Source organism: Streptomyces sp. WMMB303 (assembly GCF_029351045.1).
Classification (GTDB): domain Bacteria; phylum Actinomycetota; class Actinomycetes; order Streptomycetales; family Streptomycetaceae; genus Streptomyces.
The window spans coordinates 902,320-919,958 of sequence record NZ_JARKIN010000001.1 but is presented as its reverse complement, the minus strand read 5'-3'; the positions used below and the strand labels follow the sequence as shown (position 1 = coordinate 919,958).

Here is a 17,639-nt window from a genome sequence, read left to right as displayed (position 1 = left end):
GACCCCGCGCCCGCGGGGATGTTCCCGCCTGGACGTGGCTGAGGGGGCGCATCTGCTGGTCGACCCCGCGCCCGCGGGGATGTTCCCGGCGACGTGAGCGGCGGCGACACCAACGGGTTGTCGACCCCGCGCCCGCGGGGATGTTCCTTTGCTTCCCTGGGCGCCCTGGCATCCTTCACCGTCGACCCCGCGCCCGCGGGGATGTTCCAAGATCAGCCGCGACCCGTACCGCCGCTTGCGCGTCGACCCCGCGCCCGCGGGGATGTTCCTCCGGTCTGCAGACTCGCGACCGCCGTCGCCGTGTCGACCCCGCGCCCGCGGGGATGTTCCCAACGAACTGACCCGCCAGTTCGACGCCGCCGCGTCGACCCCGCGCCCGCGGGGATGTTCCGAGGGGCTGCACGCCGTGTTCCGCAAGCTCAAGGTCGACCCCGCGCCCGCGGGTATGTTCCGATCTTCGCGAACGCCTTGCAGCCACGCGCCCAGTCGACCCCGCGCCCGCGGGGATGTTCCTCAGCGTCGACGACGCCTGGTACTCCGGCGACCGTCGACCCCGCGCCCGCGGGGATGTTCCTGGATTGCCCGCCATGACGAGTGGGACGCCATGGGTCGACCCCGCGCCCGCGGGGATGTTCCGCTCACCGGGTCGGCCTGCCCGACGGCGTACAAGTCGACCCCGCGCCCGCGGGGATGTTCCGCACTCGTAGAGCTAGCGACTCCTCCGTCGGCGGTCGACCCCGCGCCCGCGGGGATGTTCCCTGTTCGGGGTGGATGGGCGGGACGATCTGCATGTCGACCCCGCGCCCGCGGGGATGTTCCGGGGCTGGCGCGGTGGGAGCCGGGCTGCGGCCTGTCGACCCCGCGCCCGCGGGGATGTTCCTGGGTGGAGACCCGGACGGTGACAAACCGGCAGGTCGACCCCGCGCCCGCGGGGATGTTCCCTGCGACTTTGCGTCATGCGGACCCCTACACAGGTCGACCCCGCGCCCGCGGGGATGTTCCGAGCCGCCTCACGCTGCGGCTGGCGGGCACCTCGTCGACCCCGCGCCCGCGGGGATGTTCCGGCGGTCCGGTCGCTGGTCGAGTCCGGCGCGGTGTCGACCCCGCGCCCGCGGGGATGCTCCGCCTCCGCGCACGACGCAGACGCAGGTGCGCTGGTCGACCCCGCGCCCGCGGGGATGTTCCCGACGATCCGGCCCTTGATCCACGATCACCTTGGTCGACCCCGCGCCCGCGGGGATGTTCCGGCGCAACGAGTACCCAGCCCACGCGTGCGTTGGTCGACCCCGCGCGCGGGGACCACGTGTTGATGTTCTTCTGGCCATTAGCAAAGGACGGAACACCCCCGGGACTCCTGCTCCTGCGGGTGCCGGGTCAGATACGCCTCGAGGGTCGCGCGGATGTGGGGTCGTGTGAGGGGCACGTCATCACCTGGGAGGTTATGGGGGTGGGGCGCGGGTCGGTTTCGGAGCGAAGGTGGCTCATGGGTGCCAGTCGGGCTCTTTGCCGTCGGGTTCTGAGGTGACTTGGTAGGAGAGCAGTTCCCGGAACAGGCCCTCCTGGTGGGCGAGCTCCCGGTAGGTGCCCTCCTGGATGATCCGGCCTTCGTCGAGCACCACGATGCGGTCGGCCACGGCGACGTTGGCGATGCGGTGGGTGACCAGCAGTACGGCCCGGTCCTTGGCGAGGTCCCGCAGCCGCTGAAAGACCTGGAATTCGGCGCGCGGGTCGAGGTTCGCGGTCGGCTCGTCGAGGACCAGCAGCCCGCCTGGGCGGAAGAACGCCCGGGCCAGCGCGATTCGTTGCCACTGGCCGCCGCTGAGTTCCTCTCCGTTGAGCCACTCGCGGGCGAGGAGGGTGTCCAGGCCGGCGCCGAGCTTGTCGACGACCTCGTCGGCACCGGCGGCCGCGCACGCCCGGTGAACTGCCTCGTCGCCGCGCGGCGAGGGCTGGCCGAGGGTGATGTTCTCGCGCGCGGTGAGCGGCCACTGCGCGTAGTCCTGCGGCACCAGGGCGACCCGCTGCCACAGCGCCTGCGGGTCGGCCTCGCCGGTCGGGGTGCCGTCCCACAGCACCTCGCCGTCGGTGGGCAGATAAAGGCCGCAGGCCAGGTTCGAGAGCGTGGACTTGCCCGAGCCATTGAAGCCGACCAGCGCGGTGACTTCGCCCCGGCGAAGGGTGAGCGAGACATCGGACAGCGCGTCGCTGCCCTTGCCCGCATAGCGGTGGGTGACGGCTTTGATCTCGATCGTCTTCGGTGGCTCGGGCCGGTGCTTGCCCCGGCGCATGCGGAATCCGCCGGCCTTCGTCAGGAAGTTGCTCCAGTCGTCCATGTACAGCCCGGTGCGCACGGCGCGGGCCCCGACGCTCACCAGGCCGCGGACCGACTGCCCCACCGTCTGCAGGGCGAAGACGGCCGTTCCGGCGTGCCCGACGCTGATACGGCCGGTGGCCAGCAGCACCACGACGGCCGCCCATACGAGGGCTGACCCGAGACCTCCACACATGGCGCCGAGCACGGACATGCGGGCGCCTTTGTCGGCCGCGGCGCGGTCTTCGCGGTTGATGCGGGCGACGGTCTGCCGGTAGCGGCCGGTGAGGAAGCCGGCCATGGTGCCTGCGCGAATCTGGTCGGCGGCGTGCTTGGTGTAGATGTGCCAGCGCAGCACGCCCAGCATCCGGTAGTCCCCGTTGGAGCGGAGGTTGGCCAGATACCGCACCCGGGCGGCGCTGATCTGGGCAATGGCCTGCGGGAGGCTGGCCGCCACCAGGAGCGGAAGCAGCACCCAGTGCACCCCGGCCAGCACCACGGCCCCGGCGACGAAGGACGCGGAGGAGGCGATCAGGTCCTGCCCCTCGTTGATCAGGTCCCCGGTGACCTGGGCGCCGCGGTCGGCTGCTTCGCGGTCGCGGTTGAAGTCGGGATCATCGTAGGCCCGCAGCTCCGCCTCGGCGCAGCCGGCCAGCAGCATCTGCTCGGCCTCGCGGGTCATGAGCGGGCCGAGCCGGGAGGAAAGCCAGTTGACGGTGATCCCCAGCAGCGCGCGTACGCCGGCGGCACCGGCGAGCAGGGCCACCGAGGGCCACGCCTCCAGAATCCGCTGGTAGACGTCCCCACTGCGCAGCAACGCGGTGAGAGTGCCGCTGATCGCGACCAGCCCCAGGGCCTGCGTCACCCCGGAGGCTGTCTGGCACAGCAGGAGGCCGACGGTGGCGCGCCGGTCGACTCGCCAGGCCAGCGACAGCGAGCGGCGTACCAACTGCGGCAGGCGCCGGGCCATGTCGCGCATCCGGATCGAGCGGCCGGCCGCTTCGCGGCTGCCGGTGACGTCGACGAACCGCATCTGCGATTCGGCAGGGGGAGCGTCGGAACTGGGCGGGGCGGTGCGCGGGCCCGGGACGCTGTCGGCTGATGCATCGGTGGGCTCGCTCACGCCGCCCACCCCGTATCCGGACGTGCGGTGCTGATACCGCTGGTGTCAACGCTGTGCACGGCCGAGGAGAGGTGCCGTTCGATTCCTGGGGGCTGATGCGCGGGAGCGGGAGCAGGATGCATGGCGTCCTCCATCTGGGCGGCGAAGTGGCACTGGTGCTCTAAGAACGCGCCGGATCCGGTCTCGTCACTGCGTGTTCGCGGGCATTTCGTGAACGTGAGTTCTATTGCCGGGGTCTGGTCGTGCGGGCCGGGGCGGGCGGGGATCAAACTCGTTCGATCGGACGGGGGTGCTCGTTCGGGGGCTTGTGTCCTGATGCCGGAGGTGGTTCGGGCATGGATGCGCCGGGTCGTGGCGGCGTCTGTCGCCACGACCTGCGGGTGGACCGGTTCAGTTCAACGGGGTGGGCAGGTCGTCATGCCTCCAGGAGACGGAAGTCCGCTGCTGGGAAGCGGCGTCCGTTGACCTGGAGGGCGATCGAGTGCGGGCCGGGGGTGAGCTTCGAGGTGGAGGTGGAGCGCAGTGTGTGGCTCTTGGCGAGGCAGAGCCCCCGGCCCGGTTCGGCGGTGTCGCGCAGGAGGAAGTACGTCTTCTCCCGCGGCTTGCCGGTGGGCGTCGTCGAGGAGATCACGTACATCACGTGCACCGCAGCGGTCGCCGTGGTGGTCAGCTCGGCGGAGAAGTCGAGGGTGTCGCCCTCGTGCAGTTCGGCGCGCTCCAGCGCCGGGGGACTCACGTTGATGGGGGCGTCGTGCTGGTATCCGAGGAAGGTGTAGGCGGGTGGCCAGCCGTTCTTCAGCCTGCTGCGCAGCGCGTCCCGGGCGAGGGTGGTGAAGTGCCTTTCGGCGGCGCGGCCGGCGTCCCGCCAGCGTTGGAGGGTGGCCACGACCAGCTCGGGCTGGTCGACGGCGATGTCGTGCAGGTGGTTGGCGACGGAGCGGCGCACGTACGCGTTGGAGTCGGCATACAGCTCTTCCAGGACGGGCAGGCCCGCGTCGGTCGGCAGCGGGATGCGCGGGGCCCAGGGGAGGCGGGGTCGGGTGGCTTCGCTCGCGAGGCGGCGCACCCGGTGGTCGTCGTCGCGAGCCCAGGTGGTGAGGGCACGCATCGTTTGGTCGGGAAAGTCGGCCAGGAAGTGCCGCACCGGGAGCTCGGAGGAGAAGTATCCGGTCATGCGGGCCAGCGCGCCGAGCGCCGGGTCCAGGTGCTCGGCGGCGGCGCAGTAGCGGGCGACGTAGTCGGAGTGCGAGGAGTAGAGGTGCAGGCCGAAGTCGTTGGTTACGCCGGCCGCCTCGGGGGTCGGCGGGAGGGAGCGCAGCAGGATGTCGAGCGCGGCAGGGCCGGTGACCGGAAGGTGGGCGTACAGGCCCTCGCTGGTGCGGGCGATCCGGGCGCTGAGTTCCAGCCGGGGAAGGTCGGCCATCACCGACGTCACGAAGCTGTCGGCATCGAACTCGGGGCAGGCCGTCTGGACTTCGCGGCCGATGCGAGCGATGCGCTCGGCGTTGAGAGCGGTCTCTTTCAGTGGAACCTTCACGGTCATGCGCAAACCCTAGTGACGGAGACAGACCGGGCCTCGCGATCGCGCCGCGAGTCATCCGGAGGGGCGGCGGGACGAAGTCAGCGGACGGAGGCGCGGTACAGCAGCCGGTGATGGCGGGCACTGTCGCAGGGGGAGGCGGTGTGGAGGGTAGCGAGGTTGTCCCACACCACGAGGTCGCCCTGGCACCACGGGTGGCTGTAGATATACGGGGGGCTGGTCGTGTGCTCGGTCAGTTTCGACAGCAGACTGCTGCTTTCCTCCGCGGTCATGCCGACGATTCCGCGGATGACCATGGGGCCGAGCAGGAGCGAGCGGGCGCCGGTGACGGGATGGGTCAGCACGAGCGGGTGCTGGGCTTCGGGCTGTCCGGCGAGGCTGCCGGCTGCGGCCGAGGAGGTGCCGCCGCTGGCCTGGGCCTGCAGTGTGCCGAGCTGCTGGATGGAGTGGCAGGCGCGCAGCCCCTCGATCTGCTCCTTGAGCTCAGGCGGCAGTTCCGCGTAGGCGCGGGTGGCGTCGGCGAACCGGGTCTGCCCGCCCTGCTCGGGGGTGATGACCGAGTACAGCAGCGTCGCCCGGGTGAGCTCGGGCTTGAAGGAGTTATCGGCGTGCCACTCCTCTTCGTCGTCGCCGTCGTAGATGCCGACGTGCCCCCCGTCCTCGACGATGTTGCTGACGCAGGTGATCCCGGGGAAGCCCGCGACGGCGTACCGGCGGTCGACGTCAGTGTCCACGGTGCCGAAGTAGGCGCTGACGGCGTGGAGATCGGCATGGTTGAGGTGCTGCTGGGGGAAGACGAGCAGCCGGTGGTGTGCCAGCGCATTCGCCAGCTCGGGAGCGAGTGGCAGCTCCCGGGGCTGGCTCAAGTCGCAGTCGACTTCGGCTCCGAGCCCGCCCGGAAGCGGGCGCAGGGTGAGGGGCATCGCGAATCCTCCTGGCGAGGTGTGGCGGCGGGGGCTGCTCAGTACTGGGGTGATTGCAGGAAGCGGCGGATGTCCTTGATGCCGGAGGCGGCCATGCACAGCCGCTCGATGCCGACGCCCAGGCCGACGCTGGCGGCCGGCACCCGGCCGTCCTCGATCGCCTCCCACGCCAGGCGCTGTTCCTCGTCGTAGAGGTCCACCGCGCGGGCGCGCTCGGCGAACGCCTCGCCGTCGGGCTCGTCTTCGTATCCGTGGACGATCTCAAGGCCGTCCACGATGAGCTCGAACCGGTTGATGGTGGCGGTGGCGCCGGAGGTGAGGCGGGCGCACGGCTCGTCCCCGCCGAGCGGGTAGTCGGTGAGGAACACCGCGGTGCCCGCGCTGCGCGGCTCCAGCTCGCGTTCCACGTACTGCCCGAGCACGTCCTTGAACGGCACCGTAGGGGGGAGGCGGAGGTGGGCGGCCATCTGTGCAGGGAGGTCGCCGAGTCCTTCGCGGCGCAGGTCGATGCCGAACTGGTCCCGGATGTGCTCCGCCACGGAGATCCGCACGGGGGCGTGGGGGATGTGCGGGGCGACCAGCCGCTCGGCCAGGGAGAAGAGGAACGCGAAGTCCTCGCCCGCGGCGTACAGGTCGAGCATCGTGAACTCGCAGGCGTGGAGCTCGTCCGGCTTCTCCGGGCGGAAGCACGGGCCGATCTCGAAGATCCGCGGGTGGTGCTCCAGGTTCACCCGCAGCGCGGGCCCGATCATCATGCGCAAGGATCGGCCGCCGTCCAGGTCGGCCGCAGCCCGGCGCCCCGGGCCGAGGTCCGCGCGCCGGGCAACGGGGGTGACGACCTCGACGAAGGAGTCCGCGCGCAAGGTGTCGCGCAGGGCGTAGAGCACGTCGGACTTCATGGTGATCGGGTCGAGCATGCAGCTCTCCTCAAGTCCAGTGCTTAGTGGGCCTGTTGACGTCGCCGTGGCCGCGTTCGCGGACCGGCTCGTCGGCGGGCCACAAGCTAGCCGCAGCCGTGCGCGCGGCAGAACCCCGCCGTCGGACACCGACCTCCTCGCTGAAGCCGAAAGCGCTCGCCACGAGCCCCCATGCAGCATGTTTGCGCAGGTCAAATGGGGTGTGCGTGCAACATTCACGCAACAGCCGGGCGCGCCCGGAGCAACGCCACAGAGCGTTGCCGCGGCCATCCGGGCGGCCATAGCGTGATTGCTCAGGCACCCGGCGCGACTGCGTCACGCCCTCACCTTCTGGCAGGGAGGCATCCGCTCCTGGCGTGATGGGGGCGGCGTGCCGCCCGTATCACCGGGCGCCTCGGGGCGACGGCACTCACAGATCACCCTGCCGCGGCCCGGCAGCACACTCACCGCCCGATCACCACGGACTCGCGGAACTTCCGCGACGAAGGGAGAGCCCCCTATGACCACTGCGACCACCGGACTGCACTCCGGCAGCAGCCTGAAGCTCGGCACCACGGTCATCACGACGCTCAAGGACGGCATGCGTCCCGACGCCGGCGAGCTGAAGACGGGGATGCGTCCCGACGCCGGCCTCAAGCTCGGCATGCGCCCCGACGCCGCCCTGAAGGACGGTATGCGTCCCGACGCCGCCGGGCTGAAGCTCGGCATGCGCCCGGACGCTGCGGCTGCCTGATCTGACGTGCCTCCCGCCCCGGGCGCGGTCCTGGACAGCCCGCGCCCGGGCGCGGTGCGCAGCTCGCACCGTCGTGATGTACGCCCTCGAGATCCCCTACGCCTGGAGGAAGTGATGGGCAGCCCCGCCGCGCGCCCGGTGCAGCACTCGGCGCCACGAGGCAGAACGCGCAACGGGACCGGCGCCTCGGGCCCCGTACGCAGGGCTCTTGGCCCGCAGCTCATCGCCGACCTGGAGAAGCTGTGCGGCCGCCCCACGATCGGGCTGTTCGACGTGGCCAAGGACCTCGCGGCCGTTGCGCTGGCGGCTTGGGCCGGGCACCTCGTCGGACACGTCGTCGGCACCCTGCTGGCCGTGGTCTACATCGGCGTGCGGCAGCGGCACCTGTCGAACCTGGCGCACGAGTGCGTGCACTCCAAGCTGATTGCCACGCGCGGGGCCAACCGGCTCGTCGGGTACGCGCTGACCGCGCTCCTCGGCGAAGGGTTCCTGCCCTACCGCAGCACCCACGCCGTCCACCACGCCAAGCTCGGCTCCGACGACGACCCGATGTTCCAGTCCTACAAGGCCGGCAACATCTGGGCCGCCCGTACGGCGCGAGGCCGCCTCTCCTTCGTGCTGCGCTTCATCGTGCGCGCCGCCCTGTGGCGTCTGCCGACGACCGCGGCGCGCACCCTGGTCACCAAGGCGCCGGAGGAGACATGGCGGGCCCTGGCCGCCCGGGCCGTGCTGTGGACGACTGCCGTCGCCACGTGCTGGCCCTTCGACGCGGTCGGCGCCTTCCTCCTCTACTGGCTGGTGCCGCTGGTCTTCGTCCGGCCCGTCGTCACATGGATCACCGACCTGGGCAACCACGCGGGCCTCATCCTCAACGAGGACGTACTGCTGCAAACCCGCGGCTGGTCCTCCCACTGGCTCACCCGGCACCTGCTCGGCGGCCACCTCGACGACATGTACCACCCGGTGCACCACTGGTGCCCGCAGATCCCCTGGCGGCGCCTTCCCGAAGCGAAAGACCTGGCCGCGCAGCAGTTGGAGCGCTGGGACGAAGTGCCCTGGTGCAGCGGCTACTTCGCCCGACGGCGCTCCACGTCCGAGACGCCGTGCGTGATCGAGGACATCATCGCCCGCCTCAGCGCCACCCCTGCGCACTATCCGCCGCGCGCCCGCGGCGCCGCCGCCTGACCCGCCTTCACCGCACCGTCCACCGAGCAGCCGACACCGCTGTGCCCAGCGCTCCGCCGCGTGAGCGGCGCGGCCGGTCTGCGCAGCGTCGGCACCGGCCGCCGAGGAGGCGGCACGCCATGACCGATCCCGCTCTCGCCGTAAGCAGCTTCGACGAATGGACCCAGCTCCGCGAGGTCGTCGTGGGCCGCGCCGAGCACTACACCGCGCACCACGTCGACGCCTCCTGGCACTTGTTCTTCTTCGACAACGTGGCCCCCGCCCTAACCGGCGAAGCCGCCGTGCAGGACCTTCTGCCGATCCCCGACCGGCTCGTCGAGGAGCTGAACGAGGACATCGTCGGCCTGGTCGACGCCCTGGCCAGCTGCGGGGTGCGCGTGCACCGGCCCGCGGCCCCCGGCAAGGACGTCGACATCAGCTCCCCGCACTGGGAGGCCCGGGCCACCCCGCCCCTCAACGTCCGGGACCAGACGATCGTCCTCGGGGACACCATCGTCGAGACCGCGCCCCACGTGCGCGCCCGCGTCTTCGAGAACGACCTGCTCAAGCCGATCTTCTACCGCTACTACGGCGCCGGGTCGAACTGGGTGAGCATGCCGCGGCCCGCGCTGGCCCGCGGTTCCCTGGACGACGCCTTCTTCCGCCGCCAAGGCATCGACGTCTCCCGCGCCACCGATTCCGAGACGGCCCTGGACATCGACGGGCTCGGCCTGGAGATGGTTTTCGACGGCGCGCAGTGCATGCGTCTGGGCCGGGACGTCCTGGTCAACGTCGCCAACGACAACCACGAGCTGGCGCTGCGCTGGCTGCGGGACAACCTCCCGCACCTGCGTTTCCACCGCCTCGATGGCATCGCCGACAACCACATTGACAGTGTCATCGTGCCGTTGCGTCCCGGGCTGATGCTGCTGCGCTCCCCGGAGTACCTGAAGTACCTGCCCCAGGCCCTGCACTCCTGGGAGGTGATCTACGCCCCTCAGACCGACGACCGGAACTTCCCGGATTACAGCGACCTCGGTTTCGTCATCCCCATCGGCAGCCGCTACATGGACATCAACGTCCTGTCGGTCGACGAAAACACCGTCATCGTCAACTCCCTGTATCCGGAGCTGATCACCGTTCTGGAACGCCGCGGCTTCACCGTCGTCCCCGTCCGGCACCGGCACCGGCGGCTCTTCGGCGGCGGCTTCCACTGCTTCACGTTGGACACCGTCCGCTCCGGCGGCTGCGAGGACTACCTGGACTGACCCGGCGCCGGGCACCGCCCGCGTCGGCCGCACCCCTGTCCCGGCCGCGCTCCGCGGCCCCTGTTCACCAGGAGATCGAGTGACCTACGCCTGGCCTCCGAGCCGAGAATTCTGGAACGACGAGTTCCCCGCCAAGACCGACGCGAGGACCGCGCCGCACCTGTTCAAGGGCCTCATCCCGTCGAGTGCGGCGAGCCCCAGCGATGTGCTGGGCGGCTTCACCGCGATCCGCCACGCCTACGCCGCCGACACCCAGACCAAGGCGAAGGCCCGCGTCTACGTCGGCGAGGAGCGGCGCGATGACCTCCTGCCCGAGGTCCTGACCGCATCCGCCTGGCCCGAGGGGGGCTTCGTCGAGTGGATGCAGTCCGTCGTGGACGCCGAACGCTTCAGCCTGGTGATCAACAACCTGGAGACCGTCAGCCCGCCGCTGGCCAAGGGCCTGGGCACCTTCCTCGCCTCCCTCTTCGACGGGTGGGGCGTCCCGCTCGGCGGCGCCGAGCAGGTCGCCTTCGCCGGCAACTATGCCGGGACCGCCTTCGGCGTCCACGAGGGCTACGAGGACGCGTTCCTCATCCACCTCGGCCCGGGCACGAAGAATTTCTATACCTGGCCCGGGGGCGAGTACGAGAAGCTCACCGGCGGCACGGGCCCGCTCTACGGCGACTACCGCTGGCTGCTGAAGCACGGCCGGCACTTCGTTCTGGAGCCGGGGGACGCCCTGTTCCTGCCGCGCCGGGTCTTCCACGTCGGCAGGCAGAACGAGTTCTCCGTCTCGGTGGCCGTTCCGCTCTACACCTACCCGGACGCCGGGCTGATGCGCCAGGCGATCCTTCCCGAGCTGCTCGACTCCCTGTTGGCCGACCGCGGCCGCGACGACGAGCGCAGCCAGCCCTCGCCGATGGCCTCTCAGGCCGAGGGAGATGGCCCTGTCGCGCAGCGCCTGGCCCACCTCGCCCGTACGACGCTCACCACGGCTGCCGAGCAGGCCGAGGAGGCAGTTGAGCAGCATGTGCGGCAGCGGTGGGAGACGGTGCTCAGCAACGGCGGCTGGGAGCTGGCCGAGGACGACCTGTCCCGCTCGCTGGCCGCCGCGGCTTTCGACGCGCGGGATGTGAAGCCCGGCGCCACCGCCTCCCTCGTCCCGCCCTACCGGCTGCGCGTGGCCGGGGAGCGTGTTTTCCTGCGTGGCTTCCAGATCGCCATCGACGCCCACGTGCTGGAGGCGGACATGGTCTCGGCCCTCAACGCCGGCGCCAGCGTCCCCCTGCCCCACGACGACAACGTCCTGGCCGCGGTCCGCGCCCTCGGCGCCACCGGCGGCCTGAAGGTAACCACCCGCTCCACCGCTTCGGAGGACCCCACCGCATGAACCCTGAAAACTCGCTGGTCCACGCCTACCTCGCGGCCTTCCCCGAGACTCGCAGCGCCGTCAACGGCATCCTGCTGGGCAACTTCACCTCGGGCAACGACCTCGTCGACAAGCACCTCGCCCCGATGATCGACTGGGTGTACGGGAGGATCGCCGACCGGGTCACCGCGAGCGAGCTCACCGAGCCCCAGGCGCGGATGTACATCGAGGAACTGTCCGTCTTCGCCCGCTACAACGCGCAGTTCCTCAAGCAAGCCGCCACGAGCGTGGAGGGCTTCTGCCCGGAGCTCGCCCACGAGCTGCGCCGCAACCATCTGGAGGAGGGCGGCGAGCGCGGCAAGGTCCCCGCGCACTACGTGCTTTACTCAGGCGCCCTGCTCGCCGACCTCGGCCTCCTCGTCAACGGGCACGTCCCTGCTCCCGAGACGGCCCTGCTGGTCGACCTGCATCAGTGGATGGTCGGCTCGCACATGCCCAGCCTGATCGCCGGGGCGTACTACGCCACCGAGGCCGTGGCCATCGCCGAGACCGAGATCCTGCGCGACATCACCAACCGGTACGGCGAGCTGACCGTCGACGCCAGCGGCAGCGAGCTGAAGAACTTGGACTACTACTACCGACTCCACCTGGACGACGACCACCACGCCGCGCAGGTAAAGGGCATGAGCGTGGAGGCCGCGCACATCGAGGGCCTCGCGCAGTTCATCCGGAAGGCTGATCTCTTCCACATCGACCTGCCGCAGGCCCTGGATGGGTTCCTGCAGATCCTGGAGGCGATGACAGCATGGTGGACTCAACTCAACCACCGCGCACAGGAGATGAACCGATGAACGCCACCCCCGCCGAGACCGACGAGCGCACCGGCGGCTGCCTGTGCGGAAAGATCCGCTTCGTCGTGAAGGGCAAGGCCGACTACCCGCACACCTGTAGTTGCCCCCACTGTCAGCGGCTGGGCGGCGCTCCGGTGATGTGGTGGGCCGGCTTCGCCACGGACGGTCTGTCCTGGACCGGCGAGGGTGGCGAGCCGAAGTGGTTCGAGACGTTCCCGGGCCAGGCCAAGCGGGCCTTCTGCCCCGACTGCGGCAGCCGCATCGCGGCCCTCGACAGTGACATCCCAGACATCGGCATCAACGTCACGGCCCTGGACGACACCAGCGGTGCCGACCTCGTCCCCGTCAACCAGAGCTTCCGGGACAGCGCGGTGCACTGGCTGCCTTCGGTTCCCGACACCCAGCACAGCACCGTCGCGGGCTGAACCGAACCGGTCGCTCGGGTGGCGAGGCGCCCTCACCACCCGAGCACGGCCGGGACGACAGCACTACCGCCGCCGTGCCGTGCCCTCTTCCCGCGACCGGACCCCGAGCCGGTCCTCCCGTCGGCACCACCACGGAGGCCGCCTGTGCTCGCCCCGCACGCCACCAGCGAATACGGCACCCTGCGGCGGGTCGCCATGCGCTACGCCGGCAACTTCACCCGCCCCCTGGAGGGGCCCGGGGTGCACCCAGTCCTTGCCCGGCAGCAGACCACCAGCACCTGGGCCCCGTACGACACGGCCCGCGTCCATACGCAGCAGAACGCCCTGATCACCCTCCTGCGCCGCCACGGCGCTGAGGTCGTCCTTCTCGATGCCGCCCCGGGCTGCTCAGCCCAGCATTACCCGCGCGATCTCGGCTTCGTCATCGATGACGTCCTCTTCCTCGCCCGGCTGAACTCCGCGCACCGGCTCCCGGAAGCCGCCGCGCTCACCCGGCTCGCCTCCGCGATGCCGAAGGTCGCACGCCTGCCGGAGGGGACCATCGAGGGTGGCGACGTCATGCTCCACGACGGCTCGGTCCTCGTCGGCCTGAGCGAGGAGACCTCGCCCGCCGGCGCCGAAGCCCTGCAGTGGGCCTTGAGTCAGCTCTGCATCGACCGCGAGGTGATCCCTGTTCGCTTCGCGGTCGAGGGCATCGTCCACCTCGACGACCACTTCGCCATCGTCGCCCCGCGCACCGCACTCATCCACCGTGCCGTCTTTCTTCCGGCGCAAGTTCGCTGGTTCGAGCAGCACTTCGAGCTGATCGACATCACCGATGACGAGGCCCTGGCCGTGCACGGCAATGTCCTGGCGATCGCGCCACGGGCGGTCGTCGTCGCCCGCGGCAGCGACCGCATCGCCCGGCAGCTGGCCGCACGGGACATCGAGGTCCTTGCCGTCGACTACTCCGAGGTGACCAAGCTCCCCGGAGCGCTGCGCTGCACCACCCTGCCTCTGTTGCGGAGCTGAACGCCGCTGCCGGGCCGCGCGAGGCATGCCACTGCGCGGACCCTAGAACTCGTGGAGCTGCTGGCCAGAGCTGAGCCGGTCGATGCGCGCCGTCAGCCTCTTGCTCATCAGGTGGCGTGAAGCATCCGCCGCGCGTGCTGTTAGCTCGCTGTGCTCCAGCAGGTCTCCGCGAAGGCGCGCCAGCTCTGCTGCGGTAATGAGCAGCTCGATGTGATCACGTGTGCGGGCGCTCGACATGCCTCCGGCCGTCTTCAGCGCCTGAGTCCCAGGGTCCGCCAGGCCGGCCACCGCCAGAGCCCACGCCGCCTGTGCCTCCAGCTCGTACTGGTCGAACCAGGTGAGCCAGAGTGGCTGCTGCGATCCGTGCCGGGCTCTGCTGAATGCTTCCCGGGCCTGAGCGACCGCTTTCGGCACTTGCTCGGGCCTGCCGTTGAACGCCCAGGCTCTGGCCTCGGTGATTGCGGCGTACGCCTTCACGAGCGGCCGCGTGCCGTCAGAGGCGAGGACGGCGCTGCGGGCATGCGTGAGCACGTCCTTCCTGTCTCCTTGAGACGCGGCCAGCCGGGCCTGGTGGATGTGCACACGCGCGATGCGGCCGCGATCACCGATCGCCTGGGCCAACCTCATGGCCTGAAGATCGTACCGCTGTGCGAGCCCCGGAAGCTGGTCGTCGTAGGCCATGCTCGCCATCGCGAGGACCGCGTCTGCCACACCACCGTAGAGCCGCTTTCCTGTCCGCGCGGAGAATGCGCCGTTCAGCAGCTGGATGGCATGAGCGTTGAGGAAGGACGCGAAGACGCCGCGAAACTTGCCTCCGCCATGCTGCGCATCCAGCCTTCCGTAGAGGGCTGTGTGGTCCTCCAACAGCTCCATGTCGGCGACTCTCACCTCATAGCTGCCCGGTCCTGCGATGTTCCTGTCAGGCGGCATGACGAGCGCTTCGCGTGAAGCAGAGCCGAAGACGCCGGGAATGAAGGCGCTCTTCACAGCGCTGCGGCGCCGCATGGCATCAAGCTCCCAGAGCTTGGACAGCATGCGCACGGCGTGGGGAAGGTCCCTGTACTCAAGGGACTCTGCGGCGACGTCCGCTGTGTCCGCCGGCCAGCCAAGACTCGCCGGAGACACGTGCCGGCGCAGCGCCGAGGACAGCACATGACAGGCGGCCGCCGCGAGCTCAGGACTGGGCACCGCCCCGCTGCACCATCGCGAAACCGTGCTGGGACAGACCGTGTAGGGCAGCCCTACCTCAGCACATCGTGCGCGAACCCGCCGGGCGAAGCCACGAATCGACCAACCCAGCAGCTCCAGGTGTCTGCATAAGAATTGGTTACAGACACCCTCACAGTTCTCTTCCGGGCCGGAGCGTGCCATCACACCATCCATCGTGCTGTCGGTCGCGGAGACCACTCCGCGGATGCTGACCCGATGGGGGCCGCATTCTGTTGGCAAGATCGAGTCATGGGTGCGGCTTCCTCGGCGACGTGCTCCGGGTAGCCGGGTGAGGGGGAGTGTCGACAGGAAAGTGGCCCCCCTCAACCGGGGGCGGTTCTGTGGGGGCTGGTGACGGACCCGCTGGTCTGCTCCTTTTCCAGCAGTCCCGCTTCGATCAGGGGGCCGGTGATCTTTTGGACCACCGTCTGGGACACCCCCAAGTCCGCGGAGAGCTGGACCAGGCCCAGCCTCCTGCCCGGCGGATAGCAGCCGTCGGACAGGCAGGAGCGCAGCAGATTCTCAGCCTGCACGGTGAGCGTTTGTGCGCGCTTTTGCACGATGTGGTCCTTCTAGGCGGCTGGCTGCGTGTGCTCAGCGGAATGGCGGGGCGGTTCAGGAGTCGCGATCACGCCTTTGGCGACAAGGGCTTCACCCTCCCTCCAGCTCAGCCGCGCTCCCGGTTGCCGAGCAGGTGGGTGAGGGGGCGATGGCCATGTTCGGCCAGCCTCGGGTCCTGGCGACGAGTCGCTTGGCCCGTAGATCGGCGAGGGCCCTGTCGACCACCTTGGTGGCGCAACGGGCGCGGGCACCCGGAGCCACCAGTTGCCCGCCCACTCGAGCGATCCCTGCTCGACCAGGAGCGTCACGGCATGTCGTACCAGGGGAAAGGGGCGTATCAGCCGCCTCCCACAGGCCGCTCCCACAGCGAATCGGATCGTTCCTCGGACGGCAAGCCAGGGGCTGAGCACCGGGCGGCAGGCACGCCGAGACCGGTGATCATGAGGAGACCGGTGATCACGAGAGTGCCTCCCGTTCACGGGTGGTCCGCTTGGGCGCGCATGGCGGGCGTGGCGGAGGCGCGCTTCACAGCGAGGGGCATGCGCTCCCAGCCGCGCAGGAGGTTGTTCAGCACGCGGTCCGGCTCTCCGGCGGTGGTCAGGTTGGTGCATTGTGCGGCCAGCGCCCGCAGCACGGCGCGGGCTTGCAACTCGGCCAGGGGGATGCCCGCGCACAGGTGCGGTCCGCCGCCGAAGGCGAGGTGGCGGTCGGCGCGACGGCGGCGGACGTTGAAGACGTCGGCGTCCGGTCCCCACGCGAGGCGGTCGCGACCTGCCGAGCCGTACAGCAGCCAGACCTGTTCGCCCGCCTCCAGCCGTGTGTCGTCGACATCGGCGGTCTCGGTCACCATCCGGCCGAAGCCTTGTATGGGAGCTTCTAGGCGCAGAGCCTCGTGGAAGGCGGGGGTCGCGCAGGTGGGATCCTGGCGAAGCCATGCGAACTGCTGCGGATGGCGGGCGAGTTGTGCAATGGCTTCGGTGATGCCGAGGATGGTGGTGTCCATGCTCGCCGCTGTGTAGGCGGAGGCGAGAGGGATCGCGTCCTTCTCCTCGATCCTGCCGTCATCGACGGCCTGGAAGATCGCCCCCATCCACGATTCGGGTGCGACGGTGTCGCGGGTGACGGCTTCGTGGAGGAAGGCGACCATCCGGCTGGCGACGGGAAGTGCACGCTGGTATCGCTCGTTGTCGGGGCCGAACACGTCGAACGTGGCGGCGGCGCCGTTCAGCAAGTACGCGCGGGTCTCCTCTGGGAGCCCCATCAGCTCCATCACGGTGTCGCACACCATGTGCCGGGCCAGCGCCGTGGCGTCGAAGCCGCCGTCTGCGACATGCTCCTCGACCAGCCTTTCGGCGCGCGCGGTGACGACAGCGACCAGGCGCCGCATGGTGCGCGGGGCAAGCTGCGCGGACAGCACACGGCGCAGCCGGATGTGCTGTTCGGCGTCGGAGGCGAGGACGGTGCCGGCGAGGATCCGGGTGTTGGCCGGTTCGGTCAGGGCGACGCCGCCCTCGGAGCCGTAGGTGTCCGGGGTGTGCAGGATGGCCTCCGCCTCGCGGTGGCGGGGGATCGCCCAGACCCCGTACCGCGTGAGGTAGACCGCGGGACCTGTCTCGCGGAGCTGTGCGTAGAGGGGGTAGGGGTCGGCCAGGGCGCGGTCGTCGAACAGCGGGACGTCGCTGCTGGGGGCGGCAGGCATGGCGGTCCTCCTGATCAGGCGGTGATGGGCTGGCGAAGGCGGTATTCGAGCAGCTCGATGAGGGCATGGGTGCTGGAACCCGCTTCACGGGCGTCGAGCTGGAGTAAGGGGACGCCACGAGGCAGGCCGATCGCTTCGCGCAGGTCGCTGCCGCTGTAGGAGGGAGCGGCGTCGAAGGCGTTGACGGCGACGATGAACGGCACGTGGCGGCGTTCGAAGAAGTCGATGCTGGCGAAGCAGTCGTCCAGGCGCCGGGTGTCGGTCAGGATGATGGCACCGAGCGCGCCTCGGGCCATGTCCTCCCACATGTACCAAAACCGGTCCTGGCCGGGGGTGCCGAACAGGTAGAGGGTGATGCCGTCCACGGTCCGGCGCCCGAAGTCGAAAGCGACGGTGGTTGTCGTCTTCATCGGCACGTTCGTCATGTCGTCGATGCCGCTGCTGGCCTCGGTGATGGTGGCTTCGGTGTTGAGCGGGTCGATCTCGCTGACCGAGCCGACGAATGTGGTCTTGCCGACCCCGAATCCCCCGGCGATGACCACCTTCATCGCGT

At 70.2% G+C, this 17,639-nt stretch carries 15 protein-coding genes and 1 CRISPR repeat array (1 of these 16 running past the window's edge); of the genes, 7 read left to right on the top strand and 8 right to left on the bottom strand.

Features of this window, described 5'->3' with window-relative positions; all coding sequences use genetic code 11:
• Window positions 1-1,307: a CRISPR direct-repeat array (repeat unit 28 nt; unit sequence GTCGACCCCGCGCCCGCGGGGATGTTCC); it reaches 2,630 nt to the left of the window's first position.
• Between the two features lie 174 nt (window positions 1,308-1,481).
• The 4 genes from P2424_RS04250 to P2424_RS04235 all read right to left on the bottom strand — a co-directional run bounded on the left by P2424_RS04250 (window position 1,482) and on the right by P2424_RS04235 (window position 6,814).
• Window positions 1,482-3,344, bottom strand: a complete 1,863-nt coding sequence (locus P2424_RS04250; protein ID WP_276478816.1) for an ABC transporter ATP-binding protein — start codon at window positions 3,342-3,344, stop codon at window positions 1,482-1,484.
• A gap of 505 nt (window positions 3,345-3,849) precedes the next feature.
• The gene (locus P2424_RS04245) at window positions 3,850-4,977 is read right to left on the bottom strand and encodes a hypothetical protein (protein ID WP_276474449.1); all 1,128 of its coding nucleotides are present in this window, start codon (window positions 4,975-4,977) and stop codon (window positions 3,850-3,852) included.
• A 77-nt stretch (window positions 4,978-5,054) separates the two neighbouring features.
• Window positions 5,055-5,897, bottom strand: a complete 843-nt coding sequence (locus tag P2424_RS04240; protein WP_276474448.1) for a TauD/TfdA family dioxygenase — start codon at window positions 5,895-5,897, stop codon at window positions 5,055-5,057.
• 38 nt (window positions 5,898-5,935) lie between these two features.
• On the bottom strand, window positions 5,936-6,814 hold the full coding sequence (locus tag P2424_RS04235) for an amino acid--tRNA ligase-related protein (protein ID WP_276474447.1): 879 nt from the start codon (window positions 6,812-6,814) through the stop codon (window positions 5,936-5,938).
• Window positions 6,815-7,313: 499 nt separating this feature from the next.
• On the opposite strand from P2424_RS04235, the gene P2424_RS04230 reads away from it, so the two are divergent.
• The 7 genes from P2424_RS04230 (at window position 7,314) to P2424_RS04200 (ending at window position 13,617) form a co-directional block, all read left to right on the top strand.
• Window positions 7,314-7,547: a hypothetical protein gene (locus tag P2424_RS04230; RefSeq protein ID WP_276474446.1), complete on the top strand. Its 234-nt coding sequence runs from the start codon at window positions 7,314-7,316 to the stop codon at window positions 7,545-7,547.
• Between the two features lie 114 nt (window positions 7,548-7,661).
• The gene (locus P2424_RS04225) at window positions 7,662-8,732 is read left to right on the top strand and encodes a fatty acid desaturase (protein ID WP_276474445.1); all 1,071 of its coding nucleotides are present in this window, start codon (window positions 7,662-7,664) and stop codon (window positions 8,730-8,732) included.
• 119 nt (window positions 8,733-8,851) lie between these two features.
• Window positions 8,852-9,979 carry an inosamine-phosphate amidinotransferase 1 gene (locus P2424_RS04220; RefSeq protein WP_276474444.1) on the top strand — a complete coding sequence of 376 codons (1,128 nt, stop codon included), beginning with the start codon at window positions 8,852-8,854 and terminating at the stop codon, window positions 9,977-9,979.
• Between the two features lie 79 nt (window positions 9,980-10,058).
• Complete coding sequence (locus tag P2424_RS04215; protein ID WP_276474443.1) at window positions 10,059-11,351, top strand: cupin domain-containing protein; 1,293 nt, start codon at window positions 10,059-10,061, stop codon at window positions 11,349-11,351.
• Window positions 11,348-12,181, top strand: a complete 834-nt coding sequence (locus P2424_RS04210; RefSeq protein ID WP_276474442.1) for a DUF3865 domain-containing protein — start codon at window positions 11,348-11,350, stop codon at window positions 12,179-12,181. The genes P2424_RS04215 and P2424_RS04210 overlap by 4 nt, the downstream gene beginning before the upstream one ends.
• Window positions 12,178-12,606: a GFA family protein gene (locus P2424_RS04205; protein ID WP_019356475.1), complete on the top strand. Its 429-nt coding sequence runs from the start codon at window positions 12,178-12,180 to the stop codon at window positions 12,604-12,606. Before P2424_RS04210 ends, P2424_RS04205 begins: the two co-directional genes overlap by 4 nt.
• A 144-nt stretch (window positions 12,607-12,750) precedes the next feature.
• Window positions 12,751-13,617 (top strand): arginine deiminase family protein, encoded by an 867-nt coding sequence (locus P2424_RS04200; protein ID WP_276474441.1) that lies wholly within the window; start codon window positions 12,751-12,753, stop codon window positions 13,615-13,617.
• A 42-nt stretch (window positions 13,618-13,659) separates the two neighbouring features.
• Here the strand turns inward: P2424_RS04200 and P2424_RS04195 are convergent, their stop codons facing one another.
• From P2424_RS04195 to P2424_RS04180, 4 genes are all read right to left on the bottom strand, one after another.
• Window positions 13,660-14,652, bottom strand: a complete 993-nt coding sequence (locus tag P2424_RS04195; RefSeq protein ID WP_276474440.1) for a transcriptional regulator — start codon at window positions 14,650-14,652, stop codon at window positions 13,660-13,662.
• Between the two features lie 497 nt (window positions 14,653-15,149).
• The gene (locus tag P2424_RS04190) at window positions 15,150-15,386 is read right to left on the bottom strand and encodes a GntR family transcriptional regulator (protein WP_276474439.1); all 237 of its coding nucleotides are present in this window, start codon (window positions 15,384-15,386) and stop codon (window positions 15,150-15,152) included.
• A gap of 476 nt (window positions 15,387-15,862) precedes the next feature.
• Window positions 15,863-17,086: a cytochrome P450 gene (locus P2424_RS04185; RefSeq protein ID WP_276474438.1), complete on the bottom strand. Its 1,224-nt coding sequence runs from the start codon at window positions 17,084-17,086 to the stop codon at window positions 15,863-15,865.
• A 14-nt stretch (window positions 17,087-17,100) separates the two neighbouring features.
• A complete protein-coding gene (locus P2424_RS04180) occupies window positions 17,101-17,634 on the bottom strand; it encodes an ATP/GTP-binding protein (protein ID WP_276478815.1) in 534 nt (177 codons plus the stop codon).
• Window positions 17,635-17,639: the final 5 nt, after the last annotated feature.